This is a genomic window from Neorhizobium alkalisoli (genome assembly GCF_007829835.1).
GTDB lineage: Bacteria > Pseudomonadota > Alphaproteobacteria > Rhizobiales > Rhizobiaceae > Neorhizobium.
Map to the genome: position 1 here is coordinate 306,490 of NZ_VIWP01000003.1, position 24,486 is coordinate 330,975.

23 protein-coding genes are annotated in these 24,486 nt (G+C 61.1%); 15 read left to right on the forward strand and 8 right to left on the reverse strand.

Annotated elements, in window-relative coordinates; genetic code table 11:
• Positions 1 to 9: 9 nt before the first annotated feature.
• Complete coding sequence (locus FHW37_RS12290; RefSeq protein ID WP_145636657.1) at positions 10 to 1,575, reverse strand: VOC family protein; 1,566 nt, start codon at positions 1,573 to 1,575, stop codon at positions 10 to 12.
• 226 nt (positions 1,576 to 1,801) lie between these two features.
• On the opposite strand from FHW37_RS12290, the gene FHW37_RS12295 reads away from it, so the two are divergent.
• Genes FHW37_RS12295 through FHW37_RS12305 form a run of 3 tightly spaced genes read left to right on the forward strand, consistent with a single transcriptional unit; the run spans position 1,802 to position 6,780 of the window.
• Entirely contained in the window at positions 1,802 to 3,667 is a 1,866-nt protein-coding gene (locus tag FHW37_RS12295) for an ABC transporter ATP-binding protein (protein WP_186458237.1), read from the forward strand.
• A gap of 11 nt (positions 3,668 to 3,678) precedes the next feature.
• Complete coding sequence (locus tag FHW37_RS12300) at positions 3,679 to 5,577, forward strand: ABC transporter ATP-binding protein (protein WP_145636659.1); 1,899 nt, start codon at positions 3,679 to 3,681, stop codon at positions 5,575 to 5,577.
• 54 nt (positions 5,578 to 5,631) lie between these two features.
• The gene (locus tag FHW37_RS12305) at positions 5,632 to 6,780 is read left to right on the forward strand and encodes an epoxide hydrolase family protein (RefSeq protein WP_145636661.1); all 1,149 of its coding nucleotides are present in this window, start codon (positions 5,632 to 5,634) and stop codon (positions 6,778 to 6,780) included.
• An 87-nt stretch (positions 6,781 to 6,867) separates the two neighbouring features.
• Here FHW37_RS12305 and FHW37_RS12310 read toward each other — a convergent pair whose 3' ends face one another.
• Entirely contained in the window at positions 6,868 to 7,620 is a 753-nt protein-coding gene (locus FHW37_RS12310; protein ID WP_145636663.1) for an SDR family oxidoreductase, read from the reverse strand.
• Positions 7,621 to 7,717: 97 nt separating this feature from the next.
• Here FHW37_RS12310 and FHW37_RS12315 point away from each other — a divergent pair, with 97 nt between their 5' ends.
• Positions 7,718 to 8,626 carry an AraC family transcriptional regulator gene (locus FHW37_RS12315; RefSeq protein ID WP_145636665.1) on the forward strand — a complete coding sequence of 303 codons (909 nt, stop codon included), beginning with the start codon at positions 7,718 to 7,720 and terminating at the stop codon, positions 8,624 to 8,626.
• A 42-nt stretch (positions 8,627 to 8,668) separates the two neighbouring features.
• On the opposite strand, the gene FHW37_RS12320 is transcribed toward FHW37_RS12315, so the two are convergent.
• The 3 genes from FHW37_RS12320 to FHW37_RS12330 all read right to left on the reverse strand — a co-directional run bounded on the left by FHW37_RS12320 (position 8,669) and on the right by FHW37_RS12330 (position 11,624).
• Entirely contained in the window at positions 8,669 to 9,841 is a 1,173-nt protein-coding gene (locus FHW37_RS12320; RefSeq protein WP_145636668.1) for a M20 family metallopeptidase, read from the reverse strand.
• 71 nt (positions 9,842 to 9,912) lie between these two features.
• The gene (locus tag FHW37_RS12325) at positions 9,913 to 10,497 is read right to left on the reverse strand and encodes a DUF922 domain-containing Zn-dependent protease (RefSeq protein WP_348642839.1); all 585 of its coding nucleotides are present in this window, start codon (positions 10,495 to 10,497) and stop codon (positions 9,913 to 9,915) included.
• A gap of 170 nt (positions 10,498 to 10,667) precedes the next feature.
• The gene (locus FHW37_RS12330) at positions 10,668 to 11,624 is read right to left on the reverse strand and encodes a S1C family serine protease (protein WP_145636670.1); all 957 of its coding nucleotides are present in this window, start codon (positions 11,622 to 11,624) and stop codon (positions 10,668 to 10,670) included.
• Between the two features lie 169 nt (positions 11,625 to 11,793).
• On the opposite strand from FHW37_RS12330, the gene FHW37_RS12335 reads away from it, so the two are divergent.
• From FHW37_RS12335 to FHW37_RS12375, 9 genes are all read left to right on the forward strand, one after another.
• Entirely contained in the window at positions 11,794 to 12,591 is a 798-nt protein-coding gene (locus FHW37_RS12335) for a FadR/GntR family transcriptional regulator (protein ID WP_186458238.1), read from the forward strand.
• Positions 12,592 to 12,664: 73 nt separating this feature from the next.
• Positions 12,665 to 13,570: a 5-dehydro-4-deoxyglucarate dehydratase gene (gene kdgD, locus FHW37_RS12340; protein ID WP_145636672.1), complete on the forward strand. Its 906-nt coding sequence runs from the start codon at positions 12,665 to 12,667 to the stop codon at positions 13,568 to 13,570.
• A gap of 4 nt (positions 13,571 to 13,574) precedes the next feature.
• Complete coding sequence (locus FHW37_RS12345) at positions 13,575 to 14,711, forward strand: mandelate racemase/muconate lactonizing enzyme family protein (protein WP_145636674.1); 1,137 nt, start codon at positions 13,575 to 13,577, stop codon at positions 14,709 to 14,711.
• Positions 14,711 to 15,592 carry an amidohydrolase family protein gene (locus tag FHW37_RS12350; protein ID WP_145636675.1) on the forward strand — a complete coding sequence of 294 codons (882 nt, stop codon included), beginning with the start codon at positions 14,711 to 14,713 and terminating at the stop codon, positions 15,590 to 15,592. The genes FHW37_RS12345 and FHW37_RS12350 overlap by 1 nt, the downstream gene beginning before the upstream one ends.
• 54 nt (positions 15,593 to 15,646) lie before the next feature.
• Positions 15,647 to 16,621 carry a TRAP transporter substrate-binding protein gene (locus tag FHW37_RS12355; protein ID WP_145636677.1) on the forward strand — a complete coding sequence of 325 codons (975 nt, stop codon included), beginning with the start codon at positions 15,647 to 15,649 and terminating at the stop codon, positions 16,619 to 16,621.
• Between the two features lie 80 nt (positions 16,622 to 16,701).
• A complete protein-coding gene (locus tag FHW37_RS12360; protein ID WP_145636679.1) occupies positions 16,702 to 17,223 on the forward strand; it encodes a TRAP transporter small permease in 522 nt (173 codons plus the stop codon).
• On the forward strand, positions 17,223 to 18,503 hold the full coding sequence (locus FHW37_RS12365) for a TRAP transporter large permease (protein WP_145636681.1): 1,281 nt from the start codon (positions 17,223 to 17,225) through the stop codon (positions 18,501 to 18,503). The genes FHW37_RS12360 and FHW37_RS12365 overlap by 1 nt, the downstream gene beginning before the upstream one ends.
• A 110-nt stretch (positions 18,504 to 18,613) precedes the next feature.
• On the forward strand, positions 18,614 to 19,849 hold the full coding sequence (pepT, locus tag FHW37_RS12370; RefSeq protein ID WP_145636683.1) for a peptidase T: 1,236 nt from the start codon (positions 18,614 to 18,616) through the stop codon (positions 19,847 to 19,849).
• 113 nt (positions 19,850 to 19,962) lie between these two features.
• On the forward strand, positions 19,963 to 20,193 hold the full coding sequence (locus FHW37_RS12375) for a DUF6894 family protein (RefSeq protein ID WP_145636685.1): 231 nt from the start codon (positions 19,963 to 19,965) through the stop codon (positions 20,191 to 20,193).
• A 29-nt stretch (positions 20,194 to 20,222) separates the two neighbouring features.
• Here the strand turns inward: FHW37_RS12375 and FHW37_RS12380 are convergent, their stop codons facing one another.
• Positions 20,223 to 20,939, reverse strand: coding sequence for a Crp/Fnr family transcriptional regulator (locus FHW37_RS12380; RefSeq protein WP_145636687.1), 717 nt, complete (start codon positions 20,937 to 20,939; stop codon positions 20,223 to 20,225).
• A 203-nt stretch (positions 20,940 to 21,142) separates the two neighbouring features.
• On the opposite strand from FHW37_RS12380, the gene FHW37_RS12385 reads away from it, so the two are divergent.
• Entirely contained in the window at positions 21,143 to 21,505 is a 363-nt protein-coding gene (locus FHW37_RS12385; protein WP_186458239.1) for a response regulator, read from the forward strand.
• Here the strand turns inward: FHW37_RS12385 and FHW37_RS12390 are convergent.
• A complete protein-coding gene (locus tag FHW37_RS12390; RefSeq protein WP_246690748.1) occupies positions 21,500 to 22,261 on the reverse strand; it encodes a Crp/Fnr family transcriptional regulator in 762 nt (253 codons plus the stop codon). The genes FHW37_RS12385 and FHW37_RS12390 overlap by 6 nt on opposite strands.
• Before the next feature lie 444 nt (positions 22,262 to 22,705).
• Here FHW37_RS12390 and FHW37_RS12395 point away from each other — a divergent pair, with 444 nt between their 5' ends.
• Complete coding sequence (locus FHW37_RS12395; protein WP_145636691.1) at positions 22,706 to 23,629, forward strand: DnaJ C-terminal domain-containing protein; 924 nt, start codon at positions 22,706 to 22,708, stop codon at positions 23,627 to 23,629.
• 57 nt (positions 23,630 to 23,686) lie between these two features.
• Here FHW37_RS12395 and FHW37_RS12400 read toward each other — a convergent pair whose 3' ends face one another.
• The gene (locus FHW37_RS12400; RefSeq protein ID WP_145638002.1) at positions 23,687 to 24,454 is read right to left on the reverse strand and encodes an SDR family oxidoreductase; all 768 of its coding nucleotides are present in this window, start codon (positions 24,452 to 24,454) and stop codon (positions 23,687 to 23,689) included.
• Between the last annotated feature and the right edge of the window lie 32 nt (positions 24,455 to 24,486).

Here is a 24,486-nt window from a genome sequence, read left to right on the forward strand (position 1 = left end):
CAGCACCGGTCATGAGTGGTCAGCCAAAAGGTTATCGAGCCATTCGCGAATGATCGCGACATCGGCAGGGCTGAGCGGATGCCCGTCATCGATCCGCCGCGCCGTGACGGTCGCGCCCGCATCCACCAGCCGCTTTTCGATCGGCGCTGCGTAAGGTGCATAAAGATCCTGCTTGGCGCTGACGGAAAGGACCTGTGTGCCGGAGAGATCAGCATCCGTGACCTCGTCCAGCACGTTCATCGGCCGCAGCATCACCGCCCTGCCGATGACGCCGGGATGAAGCTGCATGACGGCGCCCAGCATATTGCCGCCATTGGAATAACCGATAAACGTCGTCCGCGCCGGATCGACACCATAGGCGGCACCGATATCCTCGGCGAAACCGGCAAAGGCCGCGGCCTCGGCTGCAATATCCTTCTGGTCAAAAACCATCGTGCCGAAACGCCGGAAATAGCGGGCAATGCCCTCCTCCGTCGCCCGGCCACGCACGCCGATCAGCATCGCATTCGGCGCGACCTTGCGGCCGAGTGGCAAAATATCCGCCTCGCTGCCGCCGGAACCATGCAACATGACAAGCGTCGAGCCGTCCGGATTTTCCGGCATGTGGATGCGGTGGACGAAGTCGAGGTCGCGATAGGTGACGCGCTCCTCGCCCGGCAGGCCGAATTGCGGCAGCATCACCTTCAGCTCATCGGGATCGACCTTGAAATGTTTTGGAATGAAGAGCTCGACGCCGAGTTCTTCCAGCGTCTCGTCGGCGGTAAATCCGGGCGTATCGCTGGCGAACTCGATCAGCGTCCCGCCCGGCTCGCGGACATAAAGCGAGAAGAAATAATGCCGGTCATGGATGTTCATCTCGCCGGCATTGTCGGCCTCGAGTGCTGCATAGACAGCCTCCACCTTGGCCCGGTCAGGCGCACGCAGCGCGATATGGTCGATCGCGCCGGTACCGGGTGCCGCCGTCCAGAAACCGGCCGCATCGCGCACATCGACGATATCGCCAGCCTCTGACGTCAGCCGCTGGATCGTGCCTTCCTTGGCGCCTAGCGAAAGCCCCATATGTTTCGTTAGGAATTCGGCGGTCGCCTCCGGCTTTTCGGAGAGGATGGTGGCTCCCTTTAGCCGGCGGATCGCATCTGCTTCGGCAATACCGCCTTGCGGCCACCAGACCCAGGGCGACACCGTTTCCGTACCGACCAGCTTGACGATGATCCCGTCGGGATCGGTCAGCCGCAGAACTGGCTGGCCAAACTCCTGCGCCGGACCGGAAAGCTTGACGTTGAACTGCAGCGCCCGTGTCAGCCAGAAGCCGATCGCCTCCGGTTCGATCGCAAAGGCGATCTCGCTGGTCGCGCCATGCCCGACACGCCCGAGCGAGCCATCCTCCCAGGCGAGAAAGGTGATGAGCGAACCGGGCGATGCGGCGCCATCGCCATAAAACAGGTGCAACTGCTGCGCATCCTCAAAACCGGCCGTGCGCTTGACGAGGCGCAGCCCCAGAAAGCCGACGTAAAAATCGACATTCGCCTGGATCTTGCGGGTGATGGCAGTGATGTGATGCAGGCCGGTCGTCATGATGCTCGTTTCTGAATGCGTTTCGGATCGATGATCGTTGCAACCTTATGCGACGAAAACGACACGCAAGGGAAGCGGCTCAACGCAGCGCCGGCCTTGCCCTTTATCAAATCTGTTGACGCGACTCATCACGCATGTTGGCTAGACAGGCAAACCATCTTCACCTCACAATGGCCTTCATCGCGGGTATTTTGGGCCCGTCCATTGAATCATTTGGAATAGTATCGTGAGCAGCGACACGACAGTGCGCGCCGTAAAGCCGTCGGCTTCTCTGGCGCTGGCAAAGGCAGCCGGTTGGGGCAAGGGCCTGTCCATCCTCACGCGCATCACCGTCATGGCCTTCCGCCATCCCTGGCAGGCGGGTGCCGCCATCGGCGCGACGCTGATCGCTTCGGCTTTTCAGCTCACCATTCCGCGCCTGCTCGGTCAGGCCGTCGACAATACGCAGGTGGCGCTAACGGGCGGTGCAGCCGGCCAAGCAGCACAGGATGCGCTGCTGACGACCGCCCTTTTGCTGCTCGGCGCCAGCGTGCTGCGCGGCATCTTCACGCTGGTCCAGAACTATTACAGCGAGGCCGTCGGCCACCACATGGGCTACCGGCTGCGGCTGGCCTGTTACGAAAAGATCCAGCGCCTGTCCTTCTCCTTCCACGACAGCATACATTCCGGCGACCTGATCACCGTCGGCCTGCTCGATCTGGAAGGCGTGCGCATGTATTTCTCGACGGCGCTCGTGCGCGTCTTCCTGCTCTCCATGCTGATCGGCATCGGCGCCTATCTGCTGATTTCGACGGATCTCGTTCTCGGCCTGCTTGCCCTGAGCTTCGTGCCCTTCGTCGGCTGGCGGTCCTCCGTCACCCAGCTTCGCCTGCGCGCCACTTGGCTCGACCTTCAAGAAAGGCTGTCGGTCCTGACCCGCGTCATGGAGGAAAATCTCGGCGGCATCCGCGTCGTGCGCGCCTTCGCGGCCCAAAATCACGAGATGGAAAAATTCGACGCCGCCTCGCAAAGCGCCGTATCGCTCGCCCATCAGCGCGTCGGAATCCGTGTCGCCAATACCAGCGCCATGACGCTCTCCTTCTTCGCCTCCATGGGCCTCGTGCTTTGGGTCGGCGGCCTCAAGGTGATTTCTGGCGAGATCACGGTCGGCACGCTCACCTCCTTCCTCACCTTCATGACCATATTGCAGATGCCGGTGCGCCAGCTCGGCTTGATGGTCAACGCCTTTGCCCGCGCCTCCACCTGCGGCGCCCGCCTGTTCGAACTGCTGGATCTCGAAGTCGCGATCCGGGACCGCAAGGGCGCGCCCGAGCTGAAAGTCACCGAAGGCACGCTCTGTTTCGAGAATGTCGGCTTCGCCTATCCATCCGCAGAGACCAACGAGGTCCTGACCAACGTCACCTTCGAGGCGAAGCGCGGCGAGACGATCGGCATTGTCGGCCCGCCCGGCAGCGGCAAGTCCACCCTCGCCCACCTCATTCCGCGCTTCTACGATGTCGGCAGCGGCCGCATCACCATCGACGGACAGGATATCCGCGATATCACGCTGCAATCGCTGCGCCGCAAGGTGGTCGTCGTGCAGCAGGACAGCTTTCTCTTCACCACGACGATCGAGAACAACATCGCCTATGGCGACCCATGGGCGCAGGAAAGCCGCATCGAGCGGGCCAGCGAAAGCGCGCAATTGCACAATTACGTGCTGGGCCTGCCGACCGGCTACGAGACGGTCGTCGGCGAACGCGGCGTCTCGCTCTCGGGCGGCCAGAGGCAGCGCCTGTCGATCGCCCGCGCCCTGATGCTGCGTCCCGCCGTCATGGTCTTCGACGATTCGACCGCAGCAATCGATGCGGCGACCGAAAGCCGGATCCGCAGCGCCATGCGCAGATATGCCGCCGATCGCGTCACGCTGATCGTCGCGCATCGCCTGAGCTCGCTGATGCACGCCGACCGTATCCTTTTCATGGAAGACGGCCGGATCGTCGAAAGCGGCACCCATGACGAACTCATCGCCGCCGGTGGCCGCTACAAGGCGCTCTACGACCTCCAGGTTCGGCCTGGAGACGATGGGCGCGACGATGCGTTGACGGCGTAAGGACAGAAAAAATGTCGGAAGAACTCGAAACCGAACGCCCGGACATCAGAGAAGACGGCAGACGCCCGCCTCGCGCCGTGGTCGGCTCGCACCGCATCGAGGAAGAAATCTTCGGAAAAGTGTTCGACAGCAACATCATCCGCCGCATCTGGGCCTTCGTGAACCCTTACCGCACGAAGATCTATCTCGCGGTGGCCGCCGTTCTCGCCTTCACCGCCATGCAGCTCATCATCCCGCTGATCATCCGCTACGCAATCGACAACGGCATGCAGCCGGGCAATGCGAGCCACACAGTTCTCTACTGGTGCATAGCCGGCTTTGCCGCCGCCATTCTCGTCAATTTCGTCGCGAGCTATGCCCAGGAAACCCTGGTCGGCGGCGTCGCGGAAGATGTGTTGTTCGACATCCGCCGGGCGATGTTCTCGCATCTGCAGCGCGTCTCGCTGTCCTGGATGGACAAGACGGAAGTCGGGCGGCTGATGTCGCGCCTGCAGGGCGACGTCAATTCCATGCAGGAATTTCTCGAAACCTCGGTGCTTTCGGTCGGCGATATCACGCTCCTGTTCGGCATCGTCATCGTCATGCTGACGCTCGATTTCAAGCTCGGCCTGCTGACGCTGTCTGCCCTGCCCGTCCTGTTCATCGTCCGCATCTTCTGGCTGCCGCGTGCGCGAAAATCCTTCATGGCGGCGCATGAGACGAATTCGATCGCCAATGGCGCATTGGCCGAAGCGATCCACGGCGTGCGCGCCGTGCAGAGCATGGACCGCGAGCGCATCAATTTCGCGCTCTACGACGACAAGGCCCGCGCCAACCTCATGACCCATCTATCCGCAGCGCGATACGCGCAGGTCATGGTGCCGATCGTCGATTCTTTGACTGGTCTTGCCATGGCGCTGGTCATCGTCGTCGGCGGTGCGCGGGTGCTGAACCAGGCGCTCGATGTCGGCGTCATGGTCGCCTTCCTCTTCTACATCCAGCGCTTTTTCGACCCGATCCGCTCGCTCACCCTGCAATATTCGGTGATGCAGCGCGCCATGGCGTCTGGCCAGCGGCTGACGGAAGTGCTTGACGTGCCGGTCGATATCCAGGATGCGCCCGATGCCAAAACCTTGTCGCCGGACATGGATGGCTCGGTGGAATTCAGGGATGTGGTCTTCGGCTACAATCCAAAACATCCGGTGCTGAAACATGTGAGCTTCAAGGTGAACCCCGGCGAGACGGTGGCGCTGGTCGGCCCGACCGGCTCGGGCAAATCGAGCTGCATGTCGCTGATTCATCGGTTCTACGATGTGCAGCAAGGCGAGGTTCTGGTCGGTGGCCATGACGTGCGCGACCTGACGCAGGACAGTCTCGGCCGGCAGATCGCCATGGTTCTGCAGGAACCCTATCTCTTCACCGGCACCGTCTTCGACAACATCCGCTATCACATGAAGGATGCCAGCCGCGAAAAGGTGATCGAGGCAGCAAAAGCCGTCGGCGCGCATGACTTCATCATGCGCCTTCCCGAAGGCTATGACAGCATTCTGGGCCAGCGCGGTGGCAATCTTTCGCTCGGCCAGCGGCAGCTGATCAGCTTTGCCCGCGCACTCGTCGCCGATGCAAAGATCCTCGTGCTGGACGAGGCGACCGCCAATATCGACAGCTATACGGAAATGCTGATCCAGAAAGCGCTGGTCAAACTGCTCGAAGGCCGCACCGGCCTCGTCATCGCCCACCGGCTCGCCACGATCCGCGAGGCGGACCGCATCATCGTGTTGCAGAACGGCGAGCTGATCGAAAGCGGCAACCATGCCGCGCTGATGAAGAACGACAAGCTTTATTCAAAGCTCTACAATCTCAACTATTCGTCGTTCGACGACATTCCGGAGGATGTCATCGAGGAAGCGGCGACAGAACAGGCGACGTAAGATCCGGCAAAGCACAACGGAGAGGGATGAATTTCGACATCCCGGAGAACGGACATGGGCATCTCCCCTTTCAGGATAAATGTTCCCGACGAGGATATCTCCGACCTCAAGCTCCGCCTCGCCCGTACGCGCTGGCCGAACACGCTGGATGCAGCATCCTGGGAAGACGGCACGAGCCTCGCCTTCCTGCAGAAACTCGTCCACCAATGGAGCCACCGCTTCGACTGGCGCGCAGAGGAAGCGCGGCTCAATCAGCTGCCGCATTTCAAAACTGAGATTGCTGGCCTCGATATCCATTTCATCCATAAGAGGGGCACAGGACCGGCACCCATGCCGCTTGTGCTGACGCATGGCTGGCCGGGCTCCTTCACCGAGTTCGAACGGATCATTCCGCTCCTGACCGATCCCGGCGCCCATGGCGGCGATCCGGCGGATGCCTTCGACGTCGTGGTTCCATCCCTGCCCGGTTACGGCTTTTCATCCGCACCCCTGAAGGCGGGAACGGGATCCAGAGCCATTGCCGGGATCTGGCATGACTTGATGACCACCCTCGGCTATCGCCGTTTCGGCGCCCAGGGTGGCGACATCGGCGCAGGTGTTTCCACTTGGCTCGCCCGGCTTTATCCCGCCGATCTGATCGGCGTGCATCTGAACTATGTCTCGGCAGGTTTCCGACCGACACTGAGTCCCGGCGAAGAGCCGACGCAGGAAGAAAGCGCCTATCAGCAGCGGGTCCTTGCCTGGTCTGCACTGGAAGGCGCCTATTCCGCCCTGCATGCCACGAAACCGCAGACCCTTGCCTTCGCGCTGACGGATTCGCCGGTCGGGCTCGCGGCCTGGATCGCCGAAAAATTCCGGGCCTGGAGCGATTGCAACGGTGATCTCGAAAGCATCATCTCCCTCGACACCTTGCTGACGGATATCTCGATCTACTGGTTCAGCGGCAATCTCGACAGCGCTTTGCGCCTCTACAAGGAAAACCGGCTGGACCCCTTGGTTTTTGACTTTGGCGAAAGGCTTGCCCCGTCCTTCGGCATTGCACATTTTCCGAAGGAACTGCCCATTCCACCCCAGTCATGGGTGGAACGGGTCGCCGATGTGACACGCTGGTCCGAAATGCCGGCCGGCGGTCATTTTGCAGCGCTTGAACAACCGCAATTGCTGGCTGAGGAAATCAGGGCTTTCTTCCGCCCGCTCCGGTAGGATCGGGATCAGAAAAACCGCTGTTTCTGATCCCGCTTCAAGCCTCACCATCAGGTCGATAGAGGCTAAAATTTGCGCCAGATCGGCTTACAGACTGGCCTCGGCCATCCAGAATTCGGCATCGGCACCACCCGGAATTCTGAGCGGCGCGGACGCATCCGTGGCGGCACGCCAGACCGCTGCCGCCACGTCCGGCGCATGGGTTACCGGCCCTTTGTCATCCTGCACAGCCTGAATGAACTGCTGCAGCATCGGGCCGTAGTCCGGATCATCCATGCCGCGAAAATGCGGCCGCGCATTCTGTCCAAAACGCGTCTCCGGCGAACGCCCTGGCAGGACGATACGCACGCGCACGCCGAACGGCTCAACTTCCAGCGCCAGGCTTTCGGTAAAGGCATCCACTGCCGCCTTGCTTGCCCGATACAGCCCGATCACCGGGAGTGCCTTGACCGTCACCGTGGACGTCACATTGATGATGACGCCGGCTCTACGCCGACGCATTTGCGGCAGGACGGCCTGAACCATAGACAATGTGCCGATCGTATTCGTCTCGAAAAGCGACCGGGTCGTCGCGGGATCGGTCAGCTCGACTGGCGAAGGCGCTCCGAAGCCGGCATTGTTGACCAACACATCAATCTCGCCGGCCTGCCCCACGGCATCCGCAATGCTCGCCGGATCGGTCACATCGAGCGCCAGAATGCGCAACCGTTCAGAGGCTGGCAGCAGATCAGCATTAGGCGTGCGCATCGTGGCGATCACATCCCATCCGCGCTCGAGAAACAGTTTTGCGGTTTCCAGACCGAAGCCGGACGAGCAGCCGGTAATCAATATCGTCGACATGAACTTCTCCAGATGAAAGGAATGAAGCCATGCTAGTGACCGGGAGAGAGACTTGATATAAGCTTCAGTCTCCATTTCTTTAGCGTCAGTCCCGATCATGGCCATAGACCCTCTTGCAGAAATCGTCACCCTGCTGCAGCCCGCGGCGCGTTTTTCAAAACAAGTGGAATGCGCCGGGAGCTGGCGAATTCATCGTGAGGGCACGGGCGAACCGTTTTATTGCGCCATTCTCGAAGGGCGTTGTCGCGTCAGATTCGGAGAGGAACAACCGTTTATCCTCAACGCCGGCGATTTCGTCCTCGTGCCCGCCATGCGCGATCTCGTCAACGAAAGTATAGACGCCCCGGCCGATCTGGCCGCCACGATCCCGACGCGACTTGACGATGGCCGTTTTCGCGGCGGCCGCCTTGAAGGCCCTGCGGATCTGCGCATGCAGATCGGCCATTGCAGTTTTGGCGCGCCGGATGCGGCCCTGCTCGTATCCCTTCTTCCCGACGTTGTCATCGTGCGCGGCCAGCCCCGGCTTGCCACCCTGATGCAATTGGTTGGCGACGAGACACGCGCACGCCGGCCGGCACGCGACATCGTTCTGGAACGGCTGCTGGAAGTGCTTTTGATCGAAGCCTTGCGCTCCGGCATGGAAGCGACCGACGCGCCGAGCCTCAGCCGCGGCCTCGCCGATGACCGCCTCGCATCAGCACTTCACGCCCTGCACGCCCGCCCGGCCCATCCCTGGACGGTGGCGGATCTGGCGACCGAAGCCGCCATGTCCCGATCGGCATTTTTTGCCCGTTTCAGCCGTATCGTCGGCCTGCCGCCGATGGAATATCTGGTGGCCTGGCGCATGGCGCTTGCAAAACAGCTTCTGCGCAGTCGGGAATTGGCCATGGATCAGGTCGCCGAACGTGTCGGTTACGGATCGGCCAGCACATTCAGCGTTGCCTTTGCCCGATATACCGGCATGCCGCCCGCCCGCTATGCCCGAGCAAGTCAGGCAGATGGCTGAGGGTGGCGAAACCTTCTCGACGATCAGCCGCCCGCAATATTCCTAATCCGCTTCCAGCGTCGCCATCAGATTGGCAAGCAGCGCCGTGCGCGGCTTAAGGCTGGAGACAAGAATATGCTCGTTGAACGTATGCGGATTGGCGCCGTCGGCACCAAGACCGTCGAGCGTCGGCACGCCCATCGCCGCGGTGAAATTGCCGTCCGAACCACCGCCCGTCGACATGCCTTCAAGCGCAATCCCGAGACCGGATGCGATTTCAGCGGCCTTGTCGAACAGGCGCATGCCCGCTTCCGACTGGGCAAAGGGCGGGCGGTTCATCCTGCCGGTGATCTCGAAGGTGATGTCGGGATCGACAGGCGTCATCGCCTCGATTTTTCCGGTGATCTCACGGGCAATCACGTCGTCGGGGACACGTACGTCGATCTGCAGGCGGCATTCGGCAGGAACGGTATTGCGCCCTGTTCCGCCCTGGATCGTGCCGACCGTCACGGTCACGCCGCGTTCCGTATCGTTGAGAGCCTCGAGTTCCAGCACCAGTCGCGCAGCATCCCGGATGGCGCTTCGGCCATCCTGCGGCCGCGCACCGGCATGCGCCGCACGGCCGCGCACGACGGCGTCATACATGGCGACACCCTTGCGCGAGGTGACGATCTTGCCGCCATCGCGGGCCGGTTCGACCACCAGCGTATAGCCGGCGTTTTTCGCGCATTCCTCCATGAACGCGCGTGAGGAGGGGCTGCCCACTTCCTCGTCCGGCACGAAGACGAGATCGATCGGCATGCGACTGCCTTTGGCGACGGCAAGCTTCATCGCCTCCAGCGCCATCAGCGCTCCGGATTTCATGTCGTAAATGCCCGGACCATAATAGCGGTCGCCCTCACGGCGCAGCTTCAGCTGATCGTTGATGACGCCGATCGCATGCACCGTGTCGAGATGGGCGAGAACGAGCACCGTCTTTTCATTGCTGCCGGCCGGCCGCGGTGAACGAACGGTGAGAATATCACCGAAACCAAGCGTATCCGGCCGTCTCTCGACCTCCATCCCCGCCTCGCGCGCAAGCTCTTCGACGCGGTCAACGAGGCTGTTGATCGCCCTAACATTGCGCGACGGGGTTTCGATCTCCACCCAGCGGAGCAGCTCTTCGAGCAGGGCTTCTTCGTTGATATCGTCGAGGGAAATGGCTTGGGCGGAGGAAGCGGAATTGGACGGGGTCATGATGCGGCCTTGCATGAAAAGTCTGGCATGGAAAAACGAATGCCCGGACTATACAAGCCTCGGCCCGTCGATCAACGCTGGTTGACGAGTGCTAGGATCAACTGATGGACATTGCCGCCATCGCTGAGTTCGACCTTGTCGAAATCCCGGTTGCGCTGCTGATGGGCCGCAAAGATCTCGCCGATCTTCACCTGCAGGGCGGCGCGGACTTTTGTGCATTTCGGATCGTCCGGCGAAGAAATGCCGATGCTGACCTGTTCGATATTGCGGGCAAGGTTTTCGATCATCTCGCCATGAACCCGCTCGTGCCGGCGCACGCCATCGATGAAGACCACCCATTTGGCCTGCAGATCGGGCGAGAGTTTCGATGCCAGTTTCGGTAGCGTATAGATGATGACGAGATTGGGCTTTGCCGTCGTCAGCATGCAGGAACCATCAGCCTGCGGTTCATATTTGCGCTGCCAGGTTAGCTTGAAATCGGTATGGGCGATGGCGCGCACGTGCTGGCCGGCCTTGGGGCCGTTTTCGCCGATCGAGGAATAGAGTTCGATGCCGGACGTGCCGGTCACCGGATAGGTCTTGGTCTGTTCGGTCGGTTTCCAGGCCTGCTGCGCCTCTGCAGAGCCAGCCGCCAGCATGGCCATAACAGCAATCAAACCAAGACTTTTCCTCACCGCACACTCCCAGTCGTCAAAACGCCGCCGAACCTAGCGCATGTCTCCCGAAAGTGGCACCCGGTTTCGGGAGAAAGGCATGCGCCAAACAATAATCTGAGGCGCGCCGCGTCTCAGTCAGAAGCAGCAGCGCTTTCAACTGTCGGCAACGGTCAACGCGCAGCGCGCGCAATCGGCACCATGACCCTATCGACGATCTGCGAATCCAGATCATAGACGGTGATGGGCGTTTGCCTGTCGATCCGCGTGCCGTCGAGCAGCCGGATCAGGTCATCGGCGCCGGCGACCGGACGGCCGTCGATGGCGAGGATGAAATCGCCCTCCTTCAATCCGGCCTTTTCCGCCGGGCTACCGGGTTCGATACGGCGGATGCGCACCGTCGTCTCCTGGCCCATGCCGGCCTTCAGCGCTACGCGCCGCGGCAGTGCCGTCGTATCGGCAACGATACCGATGAAGGCACGTCGCACATGGCCGAACCGCAAAATTTCCGAAACGACGAAGTTGGCGGTGTTGGAGGCAACCGCAAAGGCGATGCCCTGCGCACCGCGGATCACGGCCGTATTGACGCCCACCACCTCACCGCCCGACGAGACCAGCGGCCCGCCGGAATTGCCGGGATTGAGCGCCGCGTCGGTCTGCACGACATCGTCAATCAGCCTTCCGTTCGACGCGCGCATAGAACGACCGAGCGCCGAGACGACGCCCGATGTTACCGACCAGTCGAAACCGAGCGGATTGCCGATGGCGATCGCGATATGGCCGCGCCGCAATGTCTTGGAATCACCAAGCCGCGCCCAGGCAGCCACATCCATGTCGGCGCGGATCAGCGCGATATCGGTATCGGCGTCGTGGCCGAGCACGCTGCCCTGCCCGACCGCGCCATTGGCACTTCGGATGCGCACGGTGCGCGCATCGGCGACCACGTGATGATTGGTGACGATCAGGCCGTCCGGCGAAATCGCAAAACCGGACCCGTGGCCGCGATCATCCAGCCGCTCGATGCGGCTGACCGCCGGGCCGACGCGGTCGACGGCCTTTGAAACCGTATCCGAATAGGCGTCCAGCAACTGGCCTTCGGCAATCGGGGGATTGGGATCGATGTAACCCATAATGATAACTCCGGGTGTCGCGTCGCAGAAAAGGAACGCGAAAGAGGAGATTCATGTGGTGGAAAGGTTGCGCTGAAACAAGGGAGGCCCGGAAGCCAACTTGTACGTGACAAATTCGGAAACTCATCATATAGGTTGGAAACCATTCAAAACCTCGCCGGAACGGCGAATGGCGGCAAAGAAAACCGCCTCTCAGACCCAGGGAGACAAGCGATTGAGCCTCGAAACGAAAGTGGAACCCACACGCGGATCGGGCACGCTTGTGTCGCAACTGGCCGAAACGCTTCGGCAGGCCATTACCGGTGGGCAGTTTCCACCGGGCTCGCGCCTGCCGAGCGAGGCACAGTTGACCGAGGCGCATGGCGTCAGCCGCACCGTCGTGCGTGAGGCGATCGCATCCCTGCGTGCCGACCGCATGGTCGAGGCGCGCCAGGGCGCCGGCGTCTTTGTGCTGGAGCCGCGAACGGCCGTCCAGCAGGCGCTTCTGTCGCCGATGAATATCGATCTGGCACAGGTTTCGTCGATGATCGAGCTTCTGGAGCTGCGAACCGCCGTCGAAGTGGAAGCCGCCGGCATTGCGGCGCTGCGGCGGTCACCGGCTCAGGAAGAGGCCATTTTCGAGCGCCATCATGCCGTCCGTGACTGTCTCGAAGCCGAAAAGCCGACCAGCGAGGCGGATTTCGCCCTGCATCTGGCCATTGCCGAAGCGACCAACAATCCGCGTTTCCGCGAATTTTTGACCATGATCGGCAAGAACCTCATCCCCCGCGCAGCCCTGCGGCCGGATGACGGCGAGACCGATCAGGGCGCCTATATCGCTCTTCTCGATACCGAACATGACGCTATCGTCGTTGCGATTTCCGAAGGAGACGAGGAAGGCGCGCGCGAGGCCATGCGCCGGCACCTGCGCGGCGCGCAGATGCGTTACAGAACATTGCTGCGGGAAGTTCGCCAATCTGTAAGATGACTTGTTGACATGACCTATATCCACATGTACGACAAGTTTGTCTGGAGGAGACATTTACAGAGGATTCCATAATATGACGCCTGAAGAGATCAAGGCCGCGCTCGGCGCCGGTCTGCTGTCATTTCCCGTGACCCATTTTAACGCCGAAGGCCAGTTCCAGGCCGAAAGCTATCGCCGTCACATCGAATGGCTGTCCGGCTTCGAAGCCCCCGTTCTCTTCGCCGCCGGCGGCACCGGCGAATTCTTCTCGCTGTCGCCCGACGAGATCCCGGGCATCGTCTCTGCAGCCAAGGAATCATCCGGCAAGACGGCCATTGTCTCGGGTTGCGGCTTCGGTAGCCATGTCGGCGTCGAACTTGCAAAGTCGGTCGAAAAGGCCGGCGCAGATGGCATCCTGCTTCTGCCGCATTACCTGATCGACGCGCCGCAGGAAGGCCTCTACCAGCACGTCAAAAAGATCTGCCAGTCGGTCGGCATCGGCGTCATGGTCTATAACCGCGACAACTCGATCCTGTCCGTCGATACGCTGAAGCGCCTCTGCGACGAATGCCCGAACCTGATCGGCTTCAAGGATGGCACCGGCGACATCGGACTTGTCCGGCAAGTGACGGCGACGATGGGCGATCGCCTGATCTATCTCGGCGGCATGCCGACGGCGGAACTGTTTGCCGAAGCCTATCTCGGCGCCGGCTTCACCACCTATTCTTCGGCCGTCTTCAACTTCGTGCCGGGCCTTGCGGTCGAATTCTACAAGGCTCTGCGCGCCGGCAACCGCACGCGCTGCGAAGAGATCCTGAAAGACTTCTTCTATCCGTTCATGGCGATCCGCAACCGTCGCAAGGGTTATGCCGTTGCCGCGATCAAGGCCGGCGTGCGCCTTCAGGGTTTCGATGCCGGCAAGGTTCGCCCGCCGCTCGACGACCTGACGGCGGAAGAGGAAGACATGCTTCTGAAGCTCATCGGCGCACACAAGCGGTGATCCGATGAAAATCGCAGCGGTCCGCACCCACCTTCTCGAACACAAGCTCGACGTCGCTTTCGAAAGCGCCTCGATGCGGTTCGACCGGCGTGCGCATATCCTGGTCGAGATCGAATGCGATGACGGCACGACGGGCTGGGGCGAATGCCTCGGTCCGGCCCGTCCGAATGCCGCCATCGTCGCGACCTATGCCAACTGGCTGATCGGCGCCGATCCGCTTGAGAACGAGAAGATCTGGGCAAGGCTCTACAATGCCCTGCGCGATCAGGGCCAGCGTGGTCTTGCGGTCACCGCCCTCTCCGGCATCGACATCGCGCTCTGGGACATCAAGGGCAAGCATTTTGGCGTGCCGGTCTCCACCCTGCTCGGCGGCCGTTTCCGTGAAAGCATCCGCGCCTATGCGACCGGCAGCTTCAAGCGCGACGGCGTCGACCGGGTCGAGGACAATGCGAGCGATGTCGCAAAATATCGTTCGGAGGGTTTTCACGCCACCAAGATCAAGATCGGCTTCGGCGTCGAGGAGGATCTGCGTGTCATCCGGGCCGTGCGCGAGGCGGCCGGATCCGACATGCGGCTGATGATCGACGCCAATCACGGTTATGACGTGATCGAGGCCGTAAAACTCGGCAATGCGGCTGCCGAATACGGCATAGACTGGTTCGAGGAACCGGTCGTGCCGGAACAGCTGGCCGCCTATCGCGAGGTCCGCGCCCGCCAGCCGATCCCGGTTGCCGGCGGCGAGACCTGGCACAGCCGCTGGGGCATGCGCGAGCCGATCGAGACCCGCTGCATCGATATCATCCAGCCCGATCTCGCTGGCGTCGGTGGCTTTACCGAAGCCAAGCGCGTCGCCGATCTGGCGGCCCTGCATGGCATCCGCGTCGTGCCGCATGTCTGGGGCACGGCCGTCCATATCGCCGCCGCCCTGCAATTCATGGCGGCGATGATCCCGAGCCCGGTTCGGGTCAACCCGATCGAGCCGATCCTCGAATTCGACCGCACCGACAACCCTTTCCGTCAGGCGGTGATCAAAACGCCGATCGAACATATCGGCGGCGTGGTGCAGATCCCCAACGGTCCCGGTCTCGGCATCGAGATCAACCGCGATGCGCTTGCCGAATTCAAGATGGGAGAGGCTTGATGCTCGTCCGCCCGCTTTCCGGACCATCGCCCGAGACGAAACTTCCAAGAGGCTCGGTCGATACGCAGATGCACATGTATCTGCCGGGCTTCCCATCCATACCGGGCGGCCCCGGTCTGCCGGTGGGTGCCCTTCCCGATGCCGACCAGTATCGCCAGTTCATGGCCTGGCTCGGCATCGACCGGGTCATCATCACCCAGGGCAATGCCCATCAGCGCGACAATGAAAACCTGATCGCCTGCCTTGCCGAAATGGGCGATGTCTCCCGCGGCGTCTGCGTCGTCGACAAGACGACAAGCGAAGCAGAACTCGACCGCCTCTCGGCGGCCGGCATTATCGGCGCCCGCATCATGGACCTTCCCGGCGGCGCAGTCGGCCTCGAGGAGCTGGAGGCGATCGATGCAAAAGCTGCTGCCCGTGGCTGGATGCTCGCCGTACAGTTCGACGGCAGCAATATTCTCGATCACGAAAGCCGTCTGGCTCGCCTGAAATCCCGTTGGGTTTTCGATCACCACGGCAAGTTCTTTGCAGGCGTCACGCCAGATAGCCCGCAGATCGATGCCGTGAAACGGCTGATCGACGGCGGCAAATGCTGGTTCAAGTTTGCGGGCGTCTATGAATCGTCAAAGACCGGCGGCACGGACTATGCCGATGTCGCCGCTTTCTCGAAGGTTCTGGCGGCCTATGCCCCCGAACGCATCGTCTGGGGCAGCAACTGGCCGCACAACCTTGCCCGCGAACAATCTCAATATCCGGATGACGTCGCCCTGACCGACACCGTGCTTGGCTGGCTTGCCGGCGAAGACGCGTTGCATCAGGCGCTCGTGACCAATCCGCAAGAACTTTATGGCCTGTCCGTTTGGGAGGCTGAAGGAGCATAAATCGACCGACCGGGGCGTGGAGGCACCGGCGTTTCACCTGAGGAGGAGCAGAAGATGAAATTTACCAAAGTCCTAGGCCTGGCATTGGCCCTGGCGCTGAGCGCCAGCGCATCCTACGCCCAGAGCGTTACCCTGCGTTCGGCCGATATCCATCCGGATGGCTACCCGACCGTCGAAGCGGTCAAGTACATGGGCGAGCTGCTGTCGCAGCGCACCAATGGCCGCATCAAGGTGCAGGTCATGAACAACTCGGTTCTCGGCGGCGAGAAGGACACGATCGAGCAGACCCGTTTCGGCGTCATCGACATGAACCGCGTCAACGCCGCACCGTTCAACAACCTCGTGCCGGAAACGGTCGTTCTCGGCCTGCCCTTCCTGTTCCGCTCGACTGACCACATGCACAAGGTCGTCGACGGCCCGATCGGCGACAAGATCCTCGCCGCCTTCGAGCCGCACGGACTTGTCGGCCTTGCCTATTACGATTCCGGCGCCCGCTCGTTCTACACGACGAAAAAGCCGATCGAAAAACTGGCTGACCTGAAGGGCATGAAGATCCGCGTCCAGCAGTCCGACCTGTGGATTGCCATGATGCAGGCCTTTGGCGCCAACCCGACGCCGATGCCGATGGGCGAAGTCTATTCCTCGCTGGAAACCGGCGTGGTCGATGGCGCTGAAAACAACTGGCCGTCCTATGAATCGGCCCGTCACTACGAAGTGGCCAAGAACTACACGCTGACCGAACATTCGCTGAACCCGGAAATCCTGGTCATGTCGAAGATCGCTTATGACAAGCTGACGCCGGACGACCAGAAGGCTGTCCGTCAGGCCGCCAAGGATTCCGTCGTCAAGATGCGCGAACTCTGGAGCGCCCGCGAAAAGGCATCGGAAGAAAAGGTCCGTGCCGGTGGCGTGAAGGTCATCAAGGTCAACAAGGAGGAATTCTCCGCCGCGATGAAGCCGGTCTACGACAAGTTCGTCACCGACGCGAAGATGAAGGACCTGCTCACGCAGATCCAGGACGTCAAGTAACCGGGATACTTAGAGCCGGTCCCGCCCTGGGGCCGGCTTCTTTCGCATATCCGGCAGAAGCCGGCGAGGAGGACAGGGTCATGAGGAAATTCATGCTGGCCGTGAAACCCGTTCTGGGTGGGCTGAGCAAACTATCGCTTTATATCGCCGGGATCGGCATCATCACCATGACCGTCATCGTCGGATGGCAGGTTTTTGGGCGCTACGTCCTCAACGACTCGCCGAGCTGGTCGGAGCCGTTGTCGCTTTATCTCATGTCCTGGTTCATCATGCTGGGCGCCGCCGTCGGCGTGCGCGAAAGCGTGCATCTCGGCCTCGACATCGTCCGTTATGTCATGCCGCCGCATATCCAGAAGGCGATGGATCTCCTGAGCCTCGGCCTGATCGTGCTGTTCGGCATCGGCATGGCCTATTATTCGACATTGCTGGCGATCGGCACCTGGACCGCCACCATCCCGGTTCTCGGCTGGCCGGGCGGCGTCGATTTCATCCCGATGATCGTCGGCGGTGTGATGATCGCCATCTTTTCTCTCGAACGTTTCATCGACGTCGCGATCGGCGAGGAAATCGCTGCAGACGTCCTGGTTCAGGAGGCCGCATAATGGCCTATACGATCCTTTTTGGTTCCTTCACCTTCCTGATGATCATCGGCATGCCGATCGCATTCTGCCTCGGCATCGCCTCCTTTGCGACGATCCTTTACATGGGTCTGCCGCCGATCGTCATTTTCCAGCAGATGAATTCCGGCATGAACGTGTTTGCCATGATGGCGATCCCGTTCTTCATCTTCGCCGGTGACCTGATGGTGCGCGGCGGCATCGCGACGCGGCTGATCCGCTTTGCAGCCGGTCTCGTCGGCCATATGCGCGGCGGCCTCGGCCAGGTCAATGTCGTGGCGTCCACCCTGTTCGGCGGCATTTCCGGCTCGGCCGTGGCGGATGCATCCGCTGTCGGCGGCCTGATGATCCCGCAAATGGCGGCCCGAGGTTATGACAAGGATTACGCGGTCAACGTCACCGCTAATGCCGCCATCATCGCCCTGATGATCCCGCCGTCGCACAACATGATCCTCTATTCGATCGCAGCCGGCGGCAATGTCTCGGTGGCCGATCTTTTCACCGCCGGCGTCATTCCCGGCCTGCTTCTGGCAGGTGCGCTGATGTTCACGGCCTGGTGGGTTGCGGTAAAGCGCGGTTATCCGGCCGATCCCTTTCCGGGTTTTGCTCGCGTCGGTTATTACCTGCTGGCCTCGCTGCCGGGCATTCTCCTGATCGGCATCATCTTCGGCGGTGTCCGTTCCGGCGTCTTCACGGCAACGGAAAGCTCGTGCATCGCTGTCCTATACGCGCTGCTTGTCGCCATGCTCGTTTATCGCGAGCTCGACTGGTCTGGCTTTGTCGAGGCTGTCATGGGCGCTGTCCGGACAACCGCCATGGTTCTGCTCGTCATCGGCACGGCGGCTTCCTTCGGCTGGCTCATGGCCTTCCTGCAGGTGCAGACCCTGATCATCGCCGCAATCGGCGCGATCTCGGACAATCCGATCATCGTGCTCCTGATGATCAACATCATCCTGCTCGTCCTCGGCACCTTCATGGACATGGCACCGATGGTGATCATTTCCACGCCGATCCTGCTGCCGGTGGTCAAGGCCTTCGGTGTCGATCCGGTCCATTTCGGCGTCATCATGATCCTCAATGCCGGTATCGGCCTCAACACGCCGCCGGTCGGCACCGTGCTCTTTGTCAGCTGCGCGGTCGGTGGCATCAGTATCCGCGAGGCGATGCGGACGATCTGGCCCTTCTTCGGCGCCAGCCTCGCGGTCCTGCTGCTGGTCACCTACATCCCGAGCCTGTCGCTCTGGCTGCCTGGCCTGTTTAGATAACGTCCAGTCCCCTCTGGCAACTTGAGGTCCCGTCTTCGTACGGGACCTTTCTTTTTGCGCGCGAAAGGATCTAAGGTCGGGCTTTCAGATGCATGAAAATGGATATTGCCATGACCGATACCGTGACCGATCGTTTTCTCCGTTATGTCGTCATCGACACCCAGTCCGACGCGAAATCGAAAAGCCAGCCTTCCACCGCAAAACAGCTCGATCTTGGCAAGCTGCTGGTCGAAGAACTGCTCGCGATCGGCCTCACCGACGCGCATCTCGACGAACATGGTTATGTCTATGCGACGGTGCCCTCAAATACCGGCAAGAACAATGTCCCGGTCATCTGCTTCTGCGCCCATATGGACACCGCCCCGGATTTTTCCGGCACCAATGTCAAACCGCAGGTGATCCGCAGCTATCAGGGTGGCGATATCAGGCTTCCGGGCCATGCCGAGCGTGTGATCCGCGAGAACGAGCATCCGGAGCTAAAGAACCAGATCGGCCATGACGTCATCACCTCCGACGGCACGACGCTGCTCGGCGCCGACGACAAGGCGGGCCTGGCCGAAATCGTCACGGCCGCAAAATTCCTGATCGACAATCCGGATATCAAGCACGGCGCGATCCGCATCCTGTTCACGCCGGACGAGGAAATCGCCCGCGGCGTCGAAAAAGTCGATCTGCAGAAGCTGGGCGCCGATTTCGGCTACACGCTGGATGGCGAGACGGTCGGCACGATCGAGGACGAGACCTTTTCGGCTGACGGTGCCGAGATCGCCATTACCGGCGTCGCGATCCATCCCGGCTTTGCCTATGGCAAGATGGAGAACGCCATCCGCATCGCCGGCGAAATCCTCGCCCGCCTGCCGAAGGAGCTGACCCCGGAGGCAACCAAGGGCAAGGACGGCTTCATTCACCCGACGGAAGTTTCGGGCGCCATGGAAGCGGCCAAGATCAGCCTGATCATCCGCGACTTCACCGAGCAGGGCCTGAAAGACAAGGAAAAGCTGCTGGAAAAGATTATCAGTGAGGTGATGACCGCCTATCCCGGCTCCCGTTACACGCTGAAAATCACCGAACAGTATCGAAACATGAAGCAGGTTCTCGACAAGAACCCGGAGATTGTCGAAAACGCGCTCGAAGCGGTCCGCCGCGCCGGCCTAAATCCCGTCCGCGGCAGCATCCGTGGTGGCACCGATGGATCTCGCCTCTCTTTCATGGGCCTGCCCTGCCCCAACATCTTTGCTGGCGGCCATGCTTTCCACTCGCCTTTGGAATGGGTCAGCAGCCAGGACATGGAAAAGGCGGTCACGACGATCGTCGAACTGGCAAAACTCTGGGAAGAGCGCGCCTGAGGCACCATCAGGCGCCCGTACGAAACCGTACAGAACAGAAAAACCGGCTAACGATTGGAACGGATCGCGGCGCCGCGCGTAAGGGATAGACACACTTCGCATCCGAGTTCCGCATGCCAAGATTCTATCTGCATATCCGCGACGGCAATGATTTTATCGAGGATCTGGAAGGCAGCGACCTTCCGGATATCCGCGCCGCGCGCGAAGAAGCCGAAGCGGCGATCCTTGAAATGCTCGCCGACAGGATTTTGGGTCGCCCCTTTCCGGCGCGGCCGATCATCGAGGTCTATGATCTCGGAGGAAAGAAGGTCGCCGAACTGCGCCCTCCAGCACGTCTGCCCTGATCCCTGACTTGCCACAGGGCGGCAGCTGCCTACCGCAGCGGCCCGACCAACCGCTCATATTCCTTCTCGCATTCGCCATAGACATCCTCGGCGAATTTCTCGAGAGCAGCCCTGTCCCGCACGATGATCACGCCGCGTTCGGAATAGATCAGCTTGCGCCCCTCCAGCACATGCAGAGCGGTTGTGACGCTCGGACGGCGAACGGCCAGCATGATCGAGAGGAATTCGTGGGTCAGGCTGATCTCGTCGCCATCGGTGCGATCGTGGCACATCAGGATCCAGCGCGCCAATCGCTCATCGATATGGTGGACGGCATTGGAAAGCGACGTATAGGCGCCCTGCACCGTCACCGCCTGGGTATAACGGGCAAGCAGGTTGTGAAGCGAGCGATCCGCCTCGAAGGCGGCCCTCAGGCGCTCTGCCGGCAGGCGATAGCCCGCCCCTTCCACCTGCATGAAGATCGAATAGGGATCGCGCTCGGCATCCAGCACCAGCGCCGTCGGCGTCATGCCGTCACGGCCAAACAGGCCGATCTCGGCATGCTGGCCGCCCGGCGAGCGTGCGACGATCGAGGCGAGACCGAATTCCGGGAAATAGGCGTAAGGCGCCGGCTCGTCCGGCTTCGACAATTCCATGCCCCGCGGCAGCTCGACATAGTCCAGATCAAGCGCCAGAGCATCGAAACATTCACCGGACATGAGCCGGAGAAGATTGTTGCGAACCCCGACCTGCTTGATTTCAACCATTACATACCCTTGAAGGCAAAGCGTGCCGCCCGGCCCCACTGAAACGGCCTCTGCCTGAACCGAATAATTCCATCTATGACCATAAAATTTCAGAGACAAGCCGCGCGGACATATCGGTACGGTATCAGACAAACGCGTACAAGGCAGGGGAAAACCGGCTAGAAAGCCTGGATCGCATCCTCTGTTCGAATCTGAAGGTCATTTTGTCCGATCACCTCATCCTCCTGCTGGAAGATCAGCCACTTATCTCGCTGGATCTGGAAGACGCGCTTGCCGCCGCCGGCTTTACCGACGTCGTCAACATGCGCTCCAGAAGCGATGCAATGGCCTGGCTGGGTGAACATTCCCCGGACATGGTCGTGCTTGACCTGCATCTCGCCGACGGCGATTGCCATGAAGTTCTCGAAGCCCTGAATGCATGCGGCATTCCTTCGGTCATCTATTCCGGCACCGATATGCCGGAAGGCTGGAAGGACGGGCCGTTTGCCGCATCGGACTGGATCGAGAAACCCGCCGATCCCGTTCGCATCGCGGAAATCGTGGCGCAAAAACTCGGCCGGTCATAGGCCGACGGCCCGCGCCGATACGCTTCCCCTGACCAGCGGGCCGAGAAGACGCAGATATTCCTTCTCGCTACCGCCATAGGCATCGCCTGCAAAACCTTCCAGCGCCTGACGATTGCGCACGATCACCGTGCCGCGATGGGAATAGATGAAACGCATGCCCTCCAGCTCGTGCAGCGCCGTCGTCACACTCGGCCGGCGCACGGACAGCATGATCGAGAGAAACTCGTGCGTCAGCTTGATCTCGTCGCCATCCGCCCGGTCGTGGCACATCAGGATCCAGCGTGCGAGCCGCTGGTCGATCGTGTGATTGGCATTGGCCAGCGCCGTGAACGAGATCTGCGTCGAGACGACATGCGCCCAGCGGAAGAACAGGCGGCGCATCGTGTCGCTGCCCTGCACGATCTCGTAGAGCTTTGGCCGGCTGATCCGCACGCCCTGCCCGGCAACCTGCATGATCACCCGATTGGGATTGCGGTCCGACCCGAGAAGCGCCGATGCCGGCGACATGCCCTCGAAACCGAACAGGCAGGTTTCCGACTGCGTGCCCTTGCGCGACACGAGAATGGTCGAGCCGATGCCGGAGGTCGGAAAATAGCAGTATTCGTCGATGTCGTCCGGACCGGAAAGCTGCATTGCCTGCGGCAAATCGAGAAATTCAAGATGCGGTTCGATCCGCAGATAATCGGAGGCGGCAAGGAGCCTTAAGAGCCGGTTGGCCGGAACCGCACTCGCCATATCTGCCTGGGCATATGTCATTCCGCTCAGCCTGTCTTGCCTCTTGAAAGCAAAGCTATAACAGGCTTGGGGCATGGTCCAGTTCCAGCGGGTTGAAACGATGGCGAAACCTCACCGGGCCGCCCTTGAAACCGCCTGTGGCATAATTACATCTGTGGTGCGGTCGCCTTTCGGGACCGGCAAAACTGGATCATTCCAGCAGCGTTATTCTGACCATGTTGCTCGACGAGGATATGGATATGATGGCGGCAACGAACGTCTCCAATTGCCTTTCGCCCTCTCTCGGGAGTGCGGGATCATGTCGTTTCGAAAAACATGTCACCGGTCTCCGGCCAGCTTTGACTGGCGGCAGCGCAAGCTGCATAGGAAGATCGCATGGAAACGCAGTGCCGTAGCCGAAGTCGAGACAAGTCTCCGGATGGAGACGTGACCGACATCGGCAGATGGAAAGCGTTGGAGCAGGAAATGAGAACCGACCCCTATCAGATACTTGGCGTGAAGCGCGCGGCGAGCCAGAAGGACATCCAGAGTGCGTTCCGCAAGCTCGCAAAGAAATACCACCCCGACCTGAACCCCGGCGACAAGAAGGCCGAGGAAACTTTTAAGGAAATTTCCGCGGCGCACGAAATCCTCGGCGACGAGGAAAAGCGCAAGCTGTTCGACCTTGGCGCGATCGACATCAACGGTTCTGAAACCGCTTCCCAGCGGCAGCGGCAATATGCGAACGCCGACGATTTCGAACGCGGTTTCGCCAGAGGGAATTCCTCCGGCAATTTTTCCGACATGGGCGGCTTCGAGGACATCTTCTCGAGCTTCATGTCCAATCGCGGCGGCGGCAAGAGCGAATTCCGCTCGAAAGGTGGCGACTTGCATATCAGCATGGATATCGATTTCCTCGATGCGCTGAATGGCAAGAGCGTTACTGTCACTCTGCCCGAGGGCGGCACGCTGGAAGTTGCCATTCCGGCCGGAACCCGCGACGGACAGACATTGAGACTGCGCGGCAAGGGTGCTTCCGGTTTTCGCGGTGGCCCGTCCGGCGATGCCCTGATCGAGGTGCGTGTGCGCCCGCATCCCTTCTTCGTCAGGGACGGCGACGATATCCGCATGGATCTGCCGGTCTCGCTGCGCGAAGCGATCCTCGGCGGCAAGGTGCGCGCACCGACCCCGACCGGCGATGTGCAGCTCAACCTGAAACCCCATTCCAACAGTGGCATGATCCTGCGGCTGAAGGGCAAGGGCGCGAAGCGGCAGGACGGCAGCAACGGCGACCTGCTGGTAAAGCTCATCATCACACTGCCCGAAAAGCCCGATCCGGCTCTGACTGAGTTTTTCGAAAGCAAGAGTGAGCAGGCGGATTATAACCCGCGCAAGAACATGACGATCTGATTTTCATGGCCGGCCCGTAAAGCCGGCCATTGCTATGTTTATGAAGTCATCAGCGGTTCAAAGAACCGCGCTCATCCCGCCATCGACATAGATGATCTGGCCGCTGACATAATCGGAGGCCGACGAGGACAGGAAAACGGCAGCGCCGACCAGCTCTTCCGGCCGTCCCCACCGACGCGCCGGTGTGCGTGCCTTGACCCAGCCGTCGAACTGCGGATTGCTCATCAGCACTTCGGTCATGTCAGTGATCATGTAGCCTGGACCGATTGCATTGGCCTGGATGCCGTGTTCGGCCCATTCGGCGGCCATGGCCTGAGTCAGGAGCTTGATACCGCCCTTCGCCGCCGTATAGGGCGCTACGGTTGCCCTTCCGAGCCCGCTCATCAGTGAACCGATATTGACCACCTTGCCCCGCCCGCGCGGCAGCATCCGCTTCGCGGCCTCGCGCCCAACCAGAAAGGCGCTGGTGAGGTTGGTATCGATCACCTTCTGCCATTCGGCTGCCGACACGTCGACGATCGGCTTGCGCAGCTGGATGCCGGCATTGTTGACGAGAATGTCGATCTCCACGCCATCGTCGTCGAGCTGCTGGAAGGCGGCCGTGACGGAAGCCTCGTCGGTAACGTCGAAAGCGGCAGGACGCGCCGAAATCCCCTCCGCCTGCATGTCGAGCGCCGCCTGCCTGCATTTCTCCGCATCAAGCCCGTTGACGACAATCGAGGCGCCTGCCTCGGCAAGTCCCTTGGCAATCGCCCGACCCAATCCGCGCGACGAGCCAGTGACAAGCGCGGTACGCCCCGCAAGGCTGAAAAGTGCGGTCAAAATAGTCTCCTCCATCCATGATTATCAGGTCTTAT